Here is a 13,618-nt window from a genome sequence, read left to right on the forward strand (position 1 = left end):
TGAGTTATCGAAGCCGGGGCGAGCGGATGCGCGGGCGCGTCAGAAACGCGCCGCGCGCATCCGATCGGTGGATGCGCGGGGCGCGGTACCTAGACGCGACGACGCTTCGGCGGGCGGCAGCCGTTGTGCGCCTGGGGCGTCACGTCGCTGATCGAGCCCACCTCGAGGCCAGCGGCCTGGAGCGAACGAATCGCGGTCTCGCGGCCCGAACCGGGGCCCTTGACGAACACGTCGACCTTCTTCATGCCGTGCTCCTGCGCCTGACGCGCGGCCGACTCGGCGGCGAGCTGGGCGGCAAACGGCGTCGACTTGCGCGAGCCCTTGAAGCCAACCTGGCCGGACGACGCCCAGCTGATGACGGCTCCGCTCGGGTCGGTGATCGACACGATCGTGTTGTTGAACGTCGACTTGATGTGCGCCTGGCCGACGGCGATGTTCTTCTTGTCCTTGCGGCGGGGCTTGCGCGCGGCCGACTTGGGTGCTGCCATGGTCTTCTCCTAAACCTGTGGGATACGCGGGTCGCGGCGGGGCCGGACTAGCGGGCCTTCTTCTTGCCGGCGACGGTGCGCTTCGGGCCCTTGCGGGTGCGCGCATTGGTCTTGGTGCGCTGACCACGCACCGGGAGGCCGCGGCGGTGACGCAGACCCTCGTACGAACCGATCTCGACCTTGCGGCGGATGTCGGCGGCAACCTCACGGCGAAGGTCACCCTCCACCTTGTAGGTGCCTTCGATGTGGTCGCGGAGAGCGACGAGCTGGTCGTCGGTCAGATCCTTGACGCGGACGTTGCGGTCGATACCGGTCGCGGCGAGCGTTTCGGTCGCGCGGGTCCGGCCGACGCCGTAGATGTAGGTGAGGGCGACTTCCACGCGCTTATCGCGGGGAATGTCGACTCCGGCAAGACGGGCCATGATGGCTCCTTACAGGGTTTCGTGGAAGGTGTGGAGCAGTTTCGGTGCCCGGGCCTTCCGCCCGAGGTGTCCCCCGCACTCGTGCGGGTTCTGAGACTGCCGTGTGTTCGTATGTAGTTGTGAGTCGTGGGGCCTGAGCCCCCGGTCGATCACGATGACCGACCGCGTCAGGGCTAGCCCTGACGCTGCTTGTGGCGCGGGTTCTCGCAGATGACCATCACGTTGCCGTGGCGGCGGATCACCTTGCACTTGTCGCAGATGGGCTTGACGCTGGGGTTGACCTTCATGGTTCTCTCGTTCTTGTCGTATCGCTGGCCTCGTGCTCCGGGTGGATTCCCGGGCCGTTCCTTACCCAGCGAGACTCCGTTTACTTGTAGCGGTAGACGATCCGGCCGCGGGTCAGGTCGTAGGGGCTCAGCTCCACGATCACGCGGTCCTCGGGGAGGATGCGGATGTAGTGCTGGCGCATCTTGCCCGAAATGTGGGCAAGAACCTTGTGGCCGTTGGTCAGCTCGACGCGGAACATCGCGTTGGGCAGCGCTTCGACCACCGAGCCTTCGATCTCGATGACACCGTCTTTTTTGGCCATAGCCTCTTCGTCGCAAATAAAGGGAGTCTGCACTGGTCGTGCGGATGCGGTGCCCAGCGGTTCAGCGTCGTCTGCACGGCGTTCGCTGATCGCGACACGCCAAGAGCGTGCCGAAAGCACCAAAGGGAAAGCTTAGGTGATAGAGCAGGTCACGGCAAGTCAGCAACCGAGAGCGCATTGAGGATGCGACCGGTGACCTCGTCGATGTCGCCGATGCCGTCGACCTTCGTCAGCATGCCGCGCTCGGCGTACACATCGATGAGTGGCGCGGTCTGCTCGGCGTAGACGGCCAGGCGGTGACGAACGACGTTCTCATCGTCGTCAACACGGCCCTGTTCGAGGGCGCGCTTCTTCAGTCGCTCCACCACGATGTCGGGGTCGGCCACAAGCTCGACGACGGCATCGAGAGCGACACCGTGCTCGGCCAGGAACTCATCGAGGGCGCGAACCTGGTCGGTCGTGCGGGGGTACCCGTCGAGCAGAAAGCCGTCTGCACAGTCCGCCTGGCTCAGGCGATCGCGCACGAGGTCGTTCGTCAACTCGTCGGGAACGTTGTTGCCAGCCTCCATGAAGGCCTTCGCCTTGAGCCCGAGTTCGGTCTCGTCGCGCAGGTTCTGCCGGAAAATGTCACCCGTCGAAATGGCGGGAATCCCGAAGTGCTCGGTCAACCGTGCGGCCTGCGTGCCCTTGCCAGCGCCGGGCGGACCGATCAGCAGAAGCCGGCGGGTCACTTCAGCAGGCCTTCGTAGTGGCGCTGCTGCAGCTGCGCGTCGATCTGCTTCACCGTCTCCAGACCCACACCCACGATGATCAGGATGCTCGCACCGCCGAAGGGGAAGTTCTGGTTCGCCCCCACGGCGGCGAACGCGATCAGCGGGATCAGCGCGACCAGGCCGAGGTAGAGCGAACCGGGAAGGGTGATGCGGGTCAGAACGTAGTCGAGGTACTCGGCGGTCGGGCGACCGGCACGAATGCCGGGGATGAAGCCGCCGTACTTCTTCATGTTGTCGGCGACGTCCTCCGGGTTGAAGGTGATCGCCACGTAGAAGTAGGTGAATCCCACGATGAGCAGGAAGTACACCACCATGTACAGCCAGTTGTCACCCGAGATGAAGTTGTTCTGAATCCAGACGACCCACTCGGGCGCGGTCTCGCCGGCGGCCGGCTGGTTGAACTGCGCGATCAGGGCGGGGAGGTACAGCAACGACGAGGCAAAGATGACGGGCACGACGCCGGCCATGTTCACCTTGATCGGGATGTACGTGTTGTTGCCCCCGTACGTGCGTCGGCCGACCATGCGCTTGGCGTACTGCACCGGCACGCGGCGCTGCGACTGCTCGACGAAGACGACCGCGCCCATCACGACGAGGCCGAGGGCCAGCACGATGATGAAGATCTCGAAGCCCTGAGCAACCTGGATACCCCACAGCGCCGAGGGGAAGGTCGCAGCGATGGAGACGAAGATCAGCAGCGACATACCGTTGCCGATACCGCGCTCGGTGATGAGCTCGCCGAGCCACATGATGAGACCCGTGCCCGCGGTCATCGTGATGACCATCAGCAGAATCGCGTACCAGCTGTCGTTCGTGATCAGCTGCGAACACTGCGGAACACCCGAGGTGGTCGGGAAGAGGGCCCCGGCGCGGGCGACGGTGATGAGCGTGGTCGACTGCAGGATCGCCAGCGCAATCGTCATGTAACGCGTGTACTGCGTCAGCTTCGCCTGGCCCGCCTGGCCCTCCTTGTAGAGGGATTCGAAGTGCGGAATGACCACGCGCAGCAGCTGCGTGATGATCGACGCGGTGATGTACGGCATGATGCCCAGCGCGAAGATCGACAGTTGCAGGAGCGCGCCACCACTGAAGAGGTTGACGAGCTGGTAGAGGCCCGTGGCGCCTTCGTTGCCCGCGAGACACAGCTGCACGTTCTGGTAGTCCACGAACGGCGCGGGGATGAACGAACCCAGACGGAAGATCGCGACGATTCCGAGAGTGAACCCGATCTTCCGGCGGAGGTCGGGCGTCTTGATGATTCGCCCGATAGCTCTGAACACGAGACCTCCCGTAAAAAAACATGGGCATCCCGCGGCCCGGCGGCTCGGGATGCTGGCCCGAATGGGCCGAAGCCGGGCGGCCCCGAAGGGCCGCCCGAGCGGCTACTGAATGGAACCGCCGGCCGCGACGATCTTCTGCTCGGCAGAGCGGGAGACCTTGTCGACGGTCACGTTCAGCTTAACCGCAATGTCCCCGTTGCCGAGAACCTTGACCTTCTCGTTCTTGCGCACGGCACCCTTGGCCACCAGGTCGGAGACGGTGACGTCGCCGCCCTTCGGGTACAGCTCGGCGAGCTTCGCCAGGTTCACAACCTGGTACTCGACGCGGAACGGGTTCGTGAATCCACGCAGCTTCGGTGCACGCATCACGAAGTTGAGCTGGCCACCCTGGAAGCCGGGGCGCACCGTGTTGCGGGCCTTCGTGCCCTTCGTGCCGCGGCCCGCGGTCTTACCTTTCGAGCCTTCACCACGGCCAACGCGCGTGCGGTCCTTCTTGGCACCGGCGGCGGGGCGCAGGTGGTGGACCTTCAGCACCTGCGGACGGGCGGCGTCGGTCGACTCCGCCTTCTTCGCAGGGGCCTTCTTCGCGGGAGCCTTCGCGGCCGGAGCCTTCTCAGCGCTGTCCGACTTGGCGGCCGACGCCTTAGCGGTGGTCGCCTTCGCCGTCGTCGACTTCGCGGGCGCCTTCTTGGCGGGAGCCTTGTCAGCGTCCGCCTTGGCAGCAGCCGGCTTCTTGGCGGCCGGAGCCTTCTTCGCGGGAGCCTTGTCCGCGTCCGCCTTGGCGGCTGCGGGCTTCTTCGCGGCGGTGGTCTTCGCCGCAGCAGGCTTCTTCTCAGCCGGCGCCTTCTTCTCGGCGGCGGGCTTCTTCTCTTCAGCCATTAGTCAATCTCCTCGACCGTCACGAGGTGAGCGACAGCCTTGACGTACCCACGGTTGGCCGGGGTGTCCTCGCGCACGACGCTGTCGCCGATGCGCTTGAGGCCCAGGCTGCGCAGGGTGTCGCGCTGGTTCTGCTTCTCGCTGATTACGGACTTGATCTGGGTCACCTTGAGGCGCTGAGCCATCATGCACCCGCCTTTCCGGCAGCGGCCTTCGCGGCCTCCGCCTCGGCGCGGACCAGACGTGCCGGAGCAACGTCTTCGAAGTCCAGGCCACGGCGAGCGGCGACGGCGCGCGGCTCTTCGAGCATCTTCAGCGCCTCGACGGTCGCGTGAACGATGTTGATCGTGTTCGACGAACCGAGCGACTTGCTCAGTACGTCGTGGATGCCAGCGCACTCGAGCACTGCACGCACCGGCCCACCGGCGATAACACCGGTACCGGCAGCGGCCGGACGCAGCAGCACGACGCCGGCAGCGGCCTCGCCCTGAACCGGGTGCGGAATCGTCTGGGCGACACGGGGAACGCGGAAGAAGTTCTTCTTCGCCTCCTCGACGCCCTTCGAGATCGCCGTCGGAACCTCGCGCGCCTTGCCGTAGCCGACGCCGACCATGCCGTTGCCGTCTCCGACGACGACGAGCGCGGTGAAGCTGAAGCGACGACCACCCTTGACGACCTTCGAGACGCGGTTGATCGTCACGACACGCTCAAGGAAGGGGCTCTTCTCGGTCTCGCGCGCACCGCGGTCGCGGCCCTGGTTGCGGTCGCGGCCACCACGACGCGGCTCGCGCGTTTCTGTGGTGTTCGACTGCGACGACGCAGCGGTCTCCACGGGGGCCTCTGCCGCCACGGTCTGCTCCTTCTCGTTCTCGCTCACAGGCTCAACCCTGCCTCTCGCGCTCCATCGGCGATCGCCGCAACGCGTCCCGCGTAACGGTTACCACCCCGGTCGAAGACAACTGCCTCCACACCGGCCTTCTTCGCACGCTCGGCGAGCAGCTCGCCCACCTTGCGCGCCTTCGCGGTCTTGTCGCCGTCGAACGTGCGGAGGTCGCCCTCCATGGTCGACGCGCTGGCGAGGGTGTGACCCTTGCTGTCGTCGACGATCTGCACGAACACGTGGCGCGCCGAGCGCGTCACGACGAGGCGGGGACGCTCGGCGGTGCCGACGACCCGCTTGCGCAGACGCGCGTGGCGACGGCTCTTCGCGGCCGTCTTGCTCTTCCCTCGAGTACCGAGACCCATGGTTACTTACCAGCCTTTCCGGCCTTGCGGCGAACGACCTCGCCCGCGTAGCGGATGCCCTTGCCCTTGTACGGCTCGGGCTTGCGGATCTTGCGAATGTTCGCGGCGACCTCGCCCACGGCCTGCTTGTCGATGCCGCTGACGGTGAGCTTGTTGTTGCCTTCGACGGTGAACGTGATGCCCGCGGGCGGGTCAACCGTTACCGGGTGCGAGAAGCCGAGCGCGAACTCGACCGACGAGCCCTTGGCCTGGACACGGTAACCGGTGCCGACGACCTCGAGGCCCTTCGAGTACCCCTGCGTGACGCCAACGATCTGGTTGGCGATGAGGGTGCGGGTCAAGCCATGCAGCGAGCGCGAGTTGCGCTCGTCGTCGGGACGGGTCACGACGACCTGGTTGTCCTCGATGGCGACCTCGATGGGGCTCGCGACAGTGAGCGACAGCTCACCCTTCGGGCCCTTAACGGTGACGGCCTGGCCGTCGATCTTCACCTCGACACCACCGGGGATGTCGATCGGCATGCGTCCAATACGTGACATGACGAATCACCACACGTAGGCGAGGACTTCCCCACCCACGCCCTTCTGCGTCGCCTCGCGGTCGGTCAGCAGACCCGAGGAGGTGGACAGGATCGCGACGCCGAGGCCACCCAGCACGTGGGGGATCTCGGTCGACTTCGCGTACACGCGGAGGCCGGGCTTCGACACGCGCTTGAGGCCGGCAATCGACCGCTCGCGGTTCGGGCCGTACTTCAGCGACAGCGTCAGGGTCTTGCCGACGCGGGCGTCTTCGACGGCCCAGTCGGTGATGTACCCCTCGCGCTTGAGGATCTCCGCGAGTCCGGTCTTCAGCTTTGAGCTGGGCATCGACACGGTCTCGTGGTGCGCCGAGTTGGCGTTGCGCAGTCTGGTCAGCATGTCTGCGACCGGATCTGTCATCGTCATGATGGATCGTTCCTGTTCTCGTCCGGTTTCGACTCCCGGTACACCGGGGCCGACCTAGGCGATCGGGGTCCGCGGGTGCGGACCGGATGGAGTGTTACTGAGCGGCGTCGGCGGCCTTGAAGGGGAACCCGAGAGCGCGCAGCAGGGCGCGTCCCTCGTCGTCCGTCTTCGCGGTCGTGACGACGGTGATGTCGAAGCCGCGGACGCGGTCGATCTTGTCCTGGTCGATCTCGTGGAAAACGCTCTGCTCCGTGAGACCGAAGGTGTAGTTGCCGTTGCCGTCGAACTGGCGGTCGCTCAGGCCGCGGAAGTCGCGGATGCGCGGCAGCGCGAGCGACACCAGGCGGTCCATGAACTCCCACGCACGGTCGCCGCGCAGCGTGACGTGCGCACCGATCGGCATGCCCTCGCGCAGCTTGAACTGGGCGATCGACTTGCGGGCCTTCGTCACCTGCGGCTTCTGGCCGGTGATGAGGGTCAGGTCGCGGATCGCGCCGTCGATAACCTTCGAGTCGCGGGCGGCCTCGCCGACACCGGTGTTCACGACGATCTTGACGACCTTCGGAACCTGGTGCGGGTTCGTGTACCCGAACTGCTCGGTCAGCTGCTGCGCGATCTCCGAACGGTACTTCAGCTTGAGGCGCGGCTGAATCTTGGCCGGCGCCGTAGCGGTGTCAGTCATTAGAGCTTCTCACCCGACTTCTTGGCGTAGCGCACGCGGACGGTCTTCGTCACACCGTTCTTCTCGACGGTCTCCTCGCGGTAACCGACGCGCGTGGGCTTCTTGGTCTTGGGGTCGACGATCGCGACGTTCGAGACGTGAATGGGCGCCTCGTGCGTCTCGATGCCGCCCGTCTTCGTGCCGCGCTGCGTCTGGCCGACGCGCACGTGCTTCGTCACGAGGTTGATGCCCTCGACGACGACGCGGTCCTTGTCTGCAAGCACCTCGATGACACGACCCTGCTTGCCGCGGTCTCCGCCGCGGGCCTCGGTCGGGCCCGAGATCACCTGGACGAGGTCGCCCTTCTTGATCTTGGCCATGAGTTACAGCACCTCCGGTGCGAGCGAGACGATCTTCATGAACTTCTTGTCGCGAAGCTCACGACCAACCGGTCCGAAGATGCGGGTACCGCGCGGGTCCCCGTCGTTCTTCAGGATCACGGCGGCGTTCTCATCGAACTTGATGTACGAGCCGTCAGCGCGACGGGTCTGCTTGACCGTGCGCACGATGACGGCCTTGACGACGTCGCCCTTCTTGACGTTGCCGCCGGGGATCGCGTCCTTGACGGTCGCGACGATCACATCGCCGAGACCGGCGTAGCGACGGCCCGAGCCGCCGAGCACGCGGATAGTGAGCAGCTCCTTGGCGCCGGTGTTGTCGGCAACCTTGACTCTGGATTCCTGCTGAAGCATTTCCTACTCCTTTGGGTCAAGCAGGCGGAGGCCTACTTGGCCTTCTCGAGGATCTCGACGAGGCGCCAGCGCTTCGTGGCGGACAGGGGACGGGTCTCGTTGATGAGCACGAGGTCGCCGATGCCGGCGCTGTTCTGCTCGTCGTGAGCCTTCACCTTGGAGGTGCGGCGGATGACCTTGCCGTACAGCGGGTGCTTCACGCGGTCTTCCACCTCGACGACGATGGTCTTGTCCATCTTGTCGCTGACCACGTAGCCGCGGCGGGCCTTGCGGTAGCCGCGAGCGTCGGCGTCGCGAACGTCGTGCTCGGCCGACTCGTGGCCGGGCTCAGCCTTCTTGGTCGTCGCCATTAGTTCTTCTCCTCGGTCTTCTCGTCGGCCGAGGCCTGTTCGGCCTTCTTGGTCGACTTCTTCGCCGGCTTCTCGGGGGCCTCGATGGGCGCAGGCGTGGCACGGATGCCGAGCTCGCGCTCACGGATGACCGTGTAGATGCGGGCGATGTCGCGCTTCACGGCACGCAGGCGGCCGTGGCTCTCGAGCTGACCGGTGGCGGCCTGGAAGCGCAGGTTGAACAGCTCTTCCTTGGCGCGCTTCAGCTCGTCGAGCAGGCGCTCGTCTTCAAAAGTGTCGAGCTCGGCGGGTGCCAGCTCCTTGGATCCGACGGCCATTACGCGTCGCCCTCCTCGCGCTTGATGATGCGTGCCTTGAGGGGCAGCTTGTGGATTGCACGGGTCATTGCTTCGCGGGCCAGCTCTTCGCTGACGCCGGCGACCTCGAACAGGACGCGACCCGGCTTGACGTTGGCGACCCACCACTCGGGCGAACCCTTACCGGAACCCATGCGGGTTTCGGCCGGCTTCTTGGTCAGCGGGCGGTCGGGGTAGATGTTGATCCACACCTTTCCACCACGCTTGATGTGACGGGTCATGGCGATACGAGCGGACTCGATCTGACGGTTGGTGACGTACGCGGGAGTAAGGGCCTGAATGCCGAACTCGCCGAACGCCACGGTGGTGCCGCCGGTTGCGTGGCCACCGCGCTTGGGGTGGTGCTGCTTGCGGTACTTGACCTTGCGGGGAATCAGCATTGTTCCTAGCCTTCCGCTCCGGCCGCGACCGGCGCCTCAGCAGCGGCCGGACGGCCGCCGCGGCGGCCGCCGCGGTCCGAGTCACGACGCTCGGGGCGGGACGACTTCTGAGCCGCCTGCTCGCGAGCGAGTTCCTTGTTGGTGATGTCGCCCTTGTAGATCCAGACCTTCACGCCGATGCGGCCGAAGGTGGTCTTCGCCTCGTAGAAGCCGTAGTCGATGTTCGCGCGCAGCGTGTGCAGCGGCACACGACCCTCGCGGTAGAACTCGGAGCGGCTCATCTCGGCACCGCCCAAACGGCCGGAGACCTGGATACGAACACCCTTGGCGCCGGCGCGCTGGGCTCCCTGCAGACCCTTGCGCATCGCGCGGCGGAACGCCACGCGGGCGCTGAGCTGCTCGGCGATGCCCTGGGCGACCAGCTGAGCCTCGGCCTCGGGGTTCTTCACCTCGAGGATGTTCAGCTGAATCTGCTTGCCGGTGAGCTTCTCGAGGTCGGCACGGATGCGCTCGGCCTCGGCGCCGCGGCGACCGATCACAATGCCCGGACGGGCGGTGTGGATGTCGACGCGGACGCGGTCGCGGGTGCGCTCGATCTCGATGCGGGCGACGCCTGCGCGGTCGAGGCTCGTGGTGAGCATCGAGCGGATCTTGACGTCTTCAGCAACGTAGTCGGCGTAGCGCTGACCGGGCTTGGTGCTGTCGGAGAACCAGCGCGACACGTGGTCGGTGGTGACTCCGAGACGGAAACCGTACGGGTTGACTTTCTGACCCATGTCTACTTGCTCGCCTTCTTCTTGCCGGTGCTCGAGCCCTCAGCCGCAGCCAGCTCATCGGGGGTCGACAGGACGACCGTGATGTGGCTGGTGCGCTTGTTGATGCGGAACGCACGGCCCTGGGCACGCGGCTGGAACCGCTTCAGGGTCGTGCCCTCGTCGACGAAGGCGCGCGACACGTACAGGTCTTGCTCGTCGAGGAAGGTGTTCTCGGCATCCGCCTTCACTCGGGCGTTGGCGATAGCCGACGCGACGAGCTTGTAGACGGGCTCGCTCGCACCCTGGGGCGCGAACTTCAGGATGGCCAGGGCCTCAAGGGCCTGCTTGCCGCGGATCAGGTTGACGACGCGACGGGCCTTCTGGGGGGTCACGCGGATGTGTCGCACGCGGGCGATCGACTCCACCATCTCTCTCCTCCTTCTTCGCCTCCGCGGTTAGCGGCGGCGACCCTTCTTGTCGTCCTTCTCGTGACCGCGGAAGGTGCGGGTGGGCGCAAACTCGCCGAGCTTGTGCCCGACCATGGTCTCGGTCACGAACACGGGGATGTGCTTGCGACCGTCGTGCACGGCGATGGTGTGCCCGAGCATGGCGGGGACGATCATCGAACGGCGCGACCAGGTCTTGATGACGTTCTTGGTGTTGGCCTCGTTCTGCGTGACCACCTTGCGAAGCAGGTGGTCGTCGACGAACGGGCCCTTCTTGAGACTGCGAGGCATTCTTCTCGACTCCTACTAGCGCTTCTTACCGACGGTGCGGCGACGGACGATGAGCTTGTCGCTGGGCTTGTTCGGGCGACGGGTACGACCCTCCGCCTGGCCCCAGGGGCTGACCGGGTGGCGACCACCACTGGTCTTGCCCTCACCACCACCGTGCGGGTGGTCGACCGGGTTCATGGCCACACCACGCACGGTCGGGCGAACGCCCTTCCAGCGCTTACGGCCGGCCTTACCCCAGTTGATGTTCGACTGCTCGGCGTTGCCCACCTCGCCGACGGTCGCGCGGCAGCGCGCGTCGACGTTGCGGATCTCGCCAGACGGCAGACGCAGCTGGGCGTACGGGCCGTCCTTCGCGACGAGGCGAACGGCGGCGCCGGCCGAGCGGGCCATCTTCGCGCCGCCACCGGGGCGCAGCTCGATGGCGTGCACGACGGTACCGACGGGGATGTTGCGCAGCGGCAGGTTGTTGCCGGGCTTGATGTCGGCGCCGGGGCCCGACTCGACGATGTCGCCCTGCTTCAGCTTGTTCGGTGCGAGGATGTAGCGCTTCGTGCCGTCCACGAAGTGCAGCAGCGCAATGCGCGCCGTGCGGTTCGGGTCGTACTCGATGTGCGCGACCTTCGCGTTCACGCCGTCCTTGTCGTTACGACGGAAGTCGATGACGCGGTACTGGCGCTTGTGGCCACCACCGATGTGACGGGTCGTGATGCGACCGGTGTTGTTGCGGCCACCGGTCTTCGGCAGCGGCTTGAGAAGCGACTTCTCGGGGGTCGAGCGCGTGATCTCGGCGAAATCAGCGACCGACGAACCGCGACGACCCGGGGTCGTGGGCTTGTACTTGCGAATAGCCATTGTCTGTCGTCCTTCGTCTAGCCGACGGCCGTGAAGATGTCGATGGAGCCCGACTTCAGGGTCACGATGGCGCGCTTGGTGTCCTTGCGCTTGCCGGTGCCGAAGCGGGTGCGGCGGGTCTTGCCCGAGCGGTTGAGCGTGTTTACCGAGGCGACCTTGACGCCGAAGATCTTCTCGATGGCGAGCTTGATCTCGGTCTTGTTCGCACGCGGGTCAACGAGGAAGGTGTACTTGCCGTCGTCGATGAGCGCGTAGCTCTTCTCGCTCACGACCGGCGCGATGATGACGTCGCGCGGGTCCTTGTTCTGGGCGGTGGTGTGGATGCTCAACGCTCGACCTCTTCCTTCTTGGTCTTGCTGGCGACGAACGCCTCATACGCCGACTTCGTGAACACGATGTCGTCGCTGACCAGAACGTCGTAGGCGTTCAGCTGGTCGGGCGTGATGACGTGCAGGTCCTTCAGGTTGCGGACGCTCTTCAGCGCCAGCTCGTCGTCGCGCTCGATGACGACGAGAACCTTGCGGCCCTTCGTCAGCGAGGCGATGACCGCTGCGGCAGCCTTCGTCGAGGGGGCGTCCGAACCGAACGACTCAACGATGTGCAGGCGGTCGCCGCGGGCGCGGTCCGACAGAGCGCCGAGCAGAGCTGCGGCGATCATCTTCTTCGGGGTGCGCTGCGAGTAGTCGCGCGGCTTCGGGCCGTGCACGGTGCCACCGCCGGTGTGCTCCGGGGCGCGGACCGAGCCCTGACGGCTGCGACCGGTGCCCTTCTGCTTGAACGGCTTGCGACCCGAGCCCGAGACTTCACCACGGGTCTTGGTCGAGTGGGTGCCCTGGCGCGCGGCGGCGAGCTGGGCGACGACCACCTGGTGCAGCAGCGGCACGTTGGTCTGAACGTCGAACACGTTCGCGGGCAGGTCGACCGAGCCGGTCTTCTTGCCGGCGGCGTCGACGATGTCGAGTGAGGTAGCCATGGCGGTTACGCCCCCTTCACGGCGTTGCGAACGAACACGAGGCGGCCGCGAGCACCGGGAACGGCGCCCTTGATGAGCAGCAGGCCCTTCTCGGCGTCAACCGAGTGGACGGTGAGGTTGAGCACCGAGACGCGCTCGCCGCCCATGCGACCGGCCATGCGCATCCCCTTGAAGACGCGGCTCGGGGTCGCCGAGGCGCCGATCGAACCGGGCTTGCGGTGGTTGCGGTGCGCACCGTGCGAGGCGGACACGCCCTTGAAGTTGTGGCGCTTCATGACACCGGCGAAGCCCTTGCCCTTGCTGGTGCCCACCACGTCGACCTTCTGGCCGGCCTCGAACACGTCGACGGTCAGCTCCTGACCGGGGGTGTACTCGGCGGCGTCCGCGGTGCGGATCTCGGTGAGGTGGCGGCGCGGCGTGGTGCCGGCCTTCTCGAAGTGGCCGCTGAGCGGCTTGGTGACCTTGCGGGGGTCGATCGCACCGTAGGCGATCTGCACGGCCTCGTAACCGTCGACCTCGGCGGTGCGAACCTGCGTCACCACGTTCGGGGCGATCGAGACAACGGTGACCGGAACGAGCTTGTTGTTCTCGTCCCACACCTGCGTCATGCCGAGCTTCGTGCCCAGCAGACCCTTGGTCGTCTTAGTAGCAGACATGTCCGGGTTCCTTAGAGCTTGATCTCGATGTTGACGTCGGCGGGCAGGTCGAGACGCATGAGCGAGTCGACAGCCTTCGGCGTCGGGTCAATGATGTCGATGAGCCGCTTGTGGGTGCGCTTCTCGAAGTGCTCGCGGCTGTCCTTGTACTTGTGGGGCGAACGAATGACGACCACCACGTTCTTCTCCGTGGGGAGGGGCACTGGGCCCACGACGGTCGCTCCGGCACGGGTAACCGTGTCGACGATCTTGCGCGCCGACGCGTCGAGACCAGCGTGGTCATACGACTTCAGCCGGATGCGGATCTTCTGTCCCGCCATGCTCAACTCTCTTCCTTGTTGGATCGGGCGCGGCCCATGGGCCGTTCCCAGCGCGGAGCGCTATCGCTGTCGCACCACTGTTCTTCTGTCAAACGTCAACCGGCTGCCTTCGCCCCGCGCGCGAGAGGAATCCCCTCGCGAGCGGCGGATACCGACGGGCGCGATCTCCGCATGTCACCGGCCCTGACGCGTTCGGCGATGGTCGC

Annotated in this window: 26 protein-coding genes; all 26 read right to left on the minus strand. The window is 66.0% G+C overall.

Annotation, left to right across the window (positions count from 1 at the left end; translation table 11 throughout):
• Positions 1 to 89: 89 nt before the first annotated feature.
• Entirely contained in the window at positions 90 to 488 is a 399-nt protein-coding gene (rpsK, locus tag ACK4SC_RS05365) for a 30S ribosomal protein S11 (RefSeq protein WP_096420569.1), read from the minus strand.
• 47 nt (positions 489 to 535) lie between these two features.
• The gene (gene rpsM, locus ACK4SC_RS05370; protein ID WP_096420567.1) at positions 536 to 910 is read right to left on the minus strand and encodes a 30S ribosomal protein S13; all 375 of its coding nucleotides are present in this window, start codon (positions 908 to 910) and stop codon (positions 536 to 538) included.
• Positions 911 to 1,083: 173 nt separating this feature from the next.
• Positions 1,084 to 1,197 carry a 50S ribosomal protein L36 gene (gene rpmJ / locus ACK4SC_RS05375; protein WP_047561540.1) on the minus strand — a complete coding sequence of 38 codons (114 nt, stop codon included), beginning with the start codon at positions 1,195 to 1,197 and terminating at the stop codon, positions 1,084 to 1,086.
• A gap of 80 nt (positions 1,198 to 1,277) precedes the next feature.
• Positions 1,278 to 1,499 carry a translation initiation factor IF-1 gene (infA, locus tag ACK4SC_RS05380; RefSeq protein ID WP_021759551.1) on the minus strand — a complete coding sequence of 74 codons (222 nt, stop codon included), beginning with the start codon at positions 1,497 to 1,499 and terminating at the stop codon, positions 1,278 to 1,280.
• Positions 1,500 to 1,648: 149 nt separating this feature from the next.
• Positions 1,649 to 2,230 carry an adenylate kinase gene (locus tag ACK4SC_RS05385; protein ID WP_409615670.1) on the minus strand — a complete coding sequence of 194 codons (582 nt, stop codon included), beginning with the start codon at positions 2,228 to 2,230 and terminating at the stop codon, positions 1,649 to 1,651.
• Positions 2,227 to 3,552: a preprotein translocase subunit SecY gene (gene secY / locus ACK4SC_RS05390; protein WP_409615673.1), complete on the minus strand. Its 1,326-nt coding sequence runs from the start codon at positions 3,550 to 3,552 to the stop codon at positions 2,227 to 2,229. Before secY ends, ACK4SC_RS05385 begins: the two co-directional genes overlap by 4 nt.
• 102 nt (positions 3,553 to 3,654) lie before the next feature.
• The gene (gene rplO, locus ACK4SC_RS05395) at positions 3,655 to 4,431 is read right to left on the minus strand and encodes a 50S ribosomal protein L15 (protein WP_409615676.1); all 777 of its coding nucleotides are present in this window, start codon (positions 4,429 to 4,431) and stop codon (positions 3,655 to 3,657) included.
• Entirely contained in the window at positions 4,431 to 4,616 is a 186-nt protein-coding gene (rpmD, locus tag ACK4SC_RS05400) for a 50S ribosomal protein L30 (RefSeq protein ID WP_409615679.1), read from the minus strand. The genes rplO and rpmD overlap by 1 nt, the downstream gene beginning before the upstream one ends.
• Positions 4,616 to 5,308, minus strand: coding sequence for a 30S ribosomal protein S5 (rpsE, locus tag ACK4SC_RS05405; protein WP_130283777.1), 693 nt, complete (start codon positions 5,306 to 5,308; stop codon positions 4,616 to 4,618). Before rpsE ends, rpmD begins: the two co-directional genes overlap by 1 nt.
• Positions 5,305 to 5,676: a 50S ribosomal protein L18 gene (gene rplR, locus ACK4SC_RS05410; RefSeq protein WP_409615681.1), complete on the minus strand. Its 372-nt coding sequence runs from the start codon at positions 5,674 to 5,676 to the stop codon at positions 5,305 to 5,307. The genes rpsE and rplR overlap by 4 nt, the downstream gene beginning before the upstream one ends.
• Positions 5,677 to 5,678: 2 nt before the next feature.
• Positions 5,679 to 6,215: a 50S ribosomal protein L6 gene (rplF, locus tag ACK4SC_RS05415; protein ID WP_409615683.1), complete on the minus strand. Its 537-nt coding sequence runs from the start codon at positions 6,213 to 6,215 to the stop codon at positions 5,679 to 5,681.
• 6 nt (positions 6,216 to 6,221) lie between these two features.
• Positions 6,222 to 6,620, minus strand: a complete 399-nt coding sequence (gene rpsH / locus ACK4SC_RS05420; RefSeq protein WP_409615685.1) for a 30S ribosomal protein S8 — start codon at positions 6,618 to 6,620, stop codon at positions 6,222 to 6,224.
• A 94-nt stretch (positions 6,621 to 6,714) separates the two neighbouring features.
• A complete protein-coding gene (rplE, locus tag ACK4SC_RS05425; protein ID WP_409615688.1) occupies positions 6,715 to 7,302 on the minus strand; it encodes a 50S ribosomal protein L5 in 588 nt (195 codons plus the stop codon).
• Positions 7,302 to 7,661 carry a 50S ribosomal protein L24 gene (rplX, locus tag ACK4SC_RS05430; RefSeq protein ID WP_409615690.1) on the minus strand — a complete coding sequence of 120 codons (360 nt, stop codon included), beginning with the start codon at positions 7,659 to 7,661 and terminating at the stop codon, positions 7,302 to 7,304. Before rplX ends, rplE begins: the two co-directional genes overlap by 1 nt.
• A gap of 3 nt (positions 7,662 to 7,664) precedes the next feature.
• Complete coding sequence (gene rplN, locus ACK4SC_RS05435) at positions 7,665 to 8,033, minus strand: 50S ribosomal protein L14 (RefSeq protein WP_096420549.1); 369 nt, start codon at positions 8,031 to 8,033, stop codon at positions 7,665 to 7,667.
• 32 nt (positions 8,034 to 8,065) lie between these two features.
• Entirely contained in the window at positions 8,066 to 8,383 is a 318-nt protein-coding gene (gene rpsQ / locus ACK4SC_RS05440; RefSeq protein WP_096420547.1) for a 30S ribosomal protein S17, read from the minus strand.
• Positions 8,383 to 8,700, minus strand: a complete 318-nt coding sequence (gene rpmC / locus ACK4SC_RS05445; RefSeq protein ID WP_409615693.1) for a 50S ribosomal protein L29 — start codon at positions 8,698 to 8,700, stop codon at positions 8,383 to 8,385. Before rpmC ends, rpsQ begins: the two co-directional genes overlap by 1 nt.
• Positions 8,700 to 9,119: a 50S ribosomal protein L16 gene (gene rplP / locus ACK4SC_RS05450; protein WP_096420543.1), complete on the minus strand. Its 420-nt coding sequence runs from the start codon at positions 9,117 to 9,119 to the stop codon at positions 8,700 to 8,702. Before rplP ends, rpmC begins: the two co-directional genes overlap by 1 nt.
• A 5-nt stretch (positions 9,120 to 9,124) precedes the next feature.
• Complete coding sequence (gene rpsC, locus ACK4SC_RS05455) at positions 9,125 to 9,895, minus strand: 30S ribosomal protein S3 (protein ID WP_409615696.1); 771 nt, start codon at positions 9,893 to 9,895, stop codon at positions 9,125 to 9,127.
• Between the two features lie 2 nt (positions 9,896 to 9,897).
• Positions 9,898 to 10,302 (minus strand): 50S ribosomal protein L22, encoded by a 405-nt coding sequence (gene rplV, locus ACK4SC_RS05460; RefSeq protein WP_409615699.1) that lies wholly within the window; start codon positions 10,300 to 10,302, stop codon positions 9,898 to 9,900.
• A 27-nt stretch (positions 10,303 to 10,329) separates the two neighbouring features.
• The gene (gene rpsS / locus ACK4SC_RS05465; RefSeq protein WP_409615702.1) at positions 10,330 to 10,611 is read right to left on the minus strand and encodes a 30S ribosomal protein S19; all 282 of its coding nucleotides are present in this window, start codon (positions 10,609 to 10,611) and stop codon (positions 10,330 to 10,332) included.
• A gap of 15 nt (positions 10,612 to 10,626) precedes the next feature.
• Positions 10,627 to 11,463: a 50S ribosomal protein L2 gene (rplB, locus tag ACK4SC_RS05470; RefSeq protein WP_409615704.1), complete on the minus strand. Its 837-nt coding sequence runs from the start codon at positions 11,461 to 11,463 to the stop codon at positions 10,627 to 10,629.
• Positions 11,464 to 11,480: 17 nt separating this feature from the next.
• Positions 11,481 to 11,786: a 50S ribosomal protein L23 gene (rplW, locus tag ACK4SC_RS05475; RefSeq protein ID WP_409615917.1), complete on the minus strand. Its 306-nt coding sequence runs from the start codon at positions 11,784 to 11,786 to the stop codon at positions 11,481 to 11,483.
• A 2-nt stretch (positions 11,787 to 11,788) separates the two neighbouring features.
• The gene (gene rplD, locus ACK4SC_RS05480; protein ID WP_409615706.1) at positions 11,789 to 12,436 is read right to left on the minus strand and encodes a 50S ribosomal protein L4; all 648 of its coding nucleotides are present in this window, start codon (positions 12,434 to 12,436) and stop codon (positions 11,789 to 11,791) included.
• Between the two features lie 5 nt (positions 12,437 to 12,441).
• A complete protein-coding gene (rplC, locus tag ACK4SC_RS05485) occupies positions 12,442 to 13,092 on the minus strand; it encodes a 50S ribosomal protein L3 (protein ID WP_409615708.1) in 651 nt (216 codons plus the stop codon).
• An 11-nt stretch (positions 13,093 to 13,103) separates the two neighbouring features.
• On the minus strand, positions 13,104 to 13,412 hold the full coding sequence (gene rpsJ / locus ACK4SC_RS05490; protein ID WP_120761912.1) for a 30S ribosomal protein S10: 309 nt from the start codon (positions 13,410 to 13,412) through the stop codon (positions 13,104 to 13,106).
• Between the last annotated feature and the right edge of the window lie 206 nt (positions 13,413 to 13,618).

It is taken from the genome of Microcella sp., assembly GCF_046293215.1.
In the GTDB taxonomy this organism is placed as follows: domain Bacteria; phylum Actinomycetota; class Actinomycetes; order Actinomycetales; family Microbacteriaceae; genus Microcella.

Bases quoted from the DNA above. Each gene is read 5' to 3' on its own strand.
- rpsK (WP_096420569.1), bottom strand. From the start codon at position 488: ATGGCAGCACCCAAGTCGGCCGCGCGCAAGCCCCGCCGCAAGGACAAG.
- rpsM (WP_096420567.1), bottom strand. From the start codon at position 910: ATGGCCCGTCTTGCCGGAGTCGACATTCCCCGCGATAAGCGCGTGGAA.
- rpmJ (WP_047561540.1), bottom strand. From the start codon at position 1,197: ATGAAGGTCAACCCCAGCGTCAAGCCCATCTGCGACAAGTGCAAGGTG.
- infA (WP_021759551.1), bottom strand. From the start codon at position 1,499: ATGGCCAAAAAAGACGGTGTCATCGAGATCGAAGGCTCGGTGGTCGAA.
- rplO (WP_409615676.1), bottom strand. From the start codon at position 4,431: ATGGCTGAAGAGAAGAAGCCCGCCGCCGAGAAGAAGGCGCCGGCTGAG.
- rpmD (WP_409615679.1), bottom strand. From the start codon at position 4,616: ATGGCTCAGCGCCTCAAGGTGACCCAGATCAAGTCCGTAATCAGCGAG.
- rplR (WP_409615681.1), bottom strand. From the start codon at position 5,676: ATGGGTCTCGGTACTCGAGGGAAGAGCAAGACGGCCGCGAAGAGCCGT.
- rplF (WP_409615683.1), bottom strand. From the start codon at position 6,215: ATGTCACGTATTGGACGCATGCCGATCGACATCCCCGGTGGTGTCGAG.
- rpsH (WP_409615685.1), bottom strand. From the start codon at position 6,620: ATGACGATGACAGATCCGGTCGCAGACATGCTGACCAGACTGCGCAAC.
- rplE (WP_409615688.1), bottom strand. From the start codon at position 7,302: ATGACTGACACCGCTACGGCGCCGGCCAAGATTCAGCCGCGCCTCAAG.
- rplX (WP_409615690.1), bottom strand. From the start codon at position 7,661: ATGGCCAAGATCAAGAAGGGCGACCTCGTCCAGGTGATCTCGGGCCCG.
- rplN (WP_096420549.1), bottom strand. From the start codon at position 8,033: ATGCTTCAGCAGGAATCCAGAGTCAAGGTTGCCGACAACACCGGCGCC.
- rpsQ (WP_096420547.1), bottom strand. From the start codon at position 8,383: ATGGCGACGACCAAGAAGGCTGAGCCCGGCCACGAGTCGGCCGAGCAC.
- rpmC (WP_409615693.1), bottom strand. From the start codon at position 8,700: ATGGCCGTCGGATCCAAGGAGCTGGCACCCGCCGAGCTCGACACTTTT.
- rplP (WP_096420543.1), bottom strand. From the start codon at position 9,119: ATGCTGATTCCCCGCAAGGTCAAGTACCGCAAGCAGCACCACCCCAAG.
- rpsC (WP_409615696.1), bottom strand. From the start codon at position 9,895: ATGGGTCAGAAAGTCAACCCGTACGGTTTCCGTCTCGGAGTCACCACC.
- rplV (WP_409615699.1), bottom strand. From the start codon at position 10,302: ATGGTGGAGTCGATCGCCCGCGTGCGACACATCCGCGTGACCCCCCAG.
- rpsS (WP_409615702.1), bottom strand. From the start codon at position 10,611: ATGCCTCGCAGTCTCAAGAAGGGCCCGTTCGTCGACGACCACCTGCTT.
- rplB (WP_409615704.1), bottom strand. From the start codon at position 11,463: ATGGCTATTCGCAAGTACAAGCCCACGACCCCGGGTCGTCGCGGTTCG.
- rplD (WP_409615706.1), bottom strand. From the start codon at position 12,436: ATGGCTACCTCACTCGACATCGTCGACGCCGCCGGCAAGAAGACCGGC.
- rplC (WP_409615708.1), bottom strand. From the start codon at position 13,092: ATGTCTGCTACTAAGACGACCAAGGGTCTGCTGGGCACGAAGCTCGGC.
- rpsJ (WP_120761912.1), bottom strand. From the start codon at position 13,412: ATGGCGGGACAGAAGATCCGCATCCGGCTGAAGTCGTATGACCACGCT.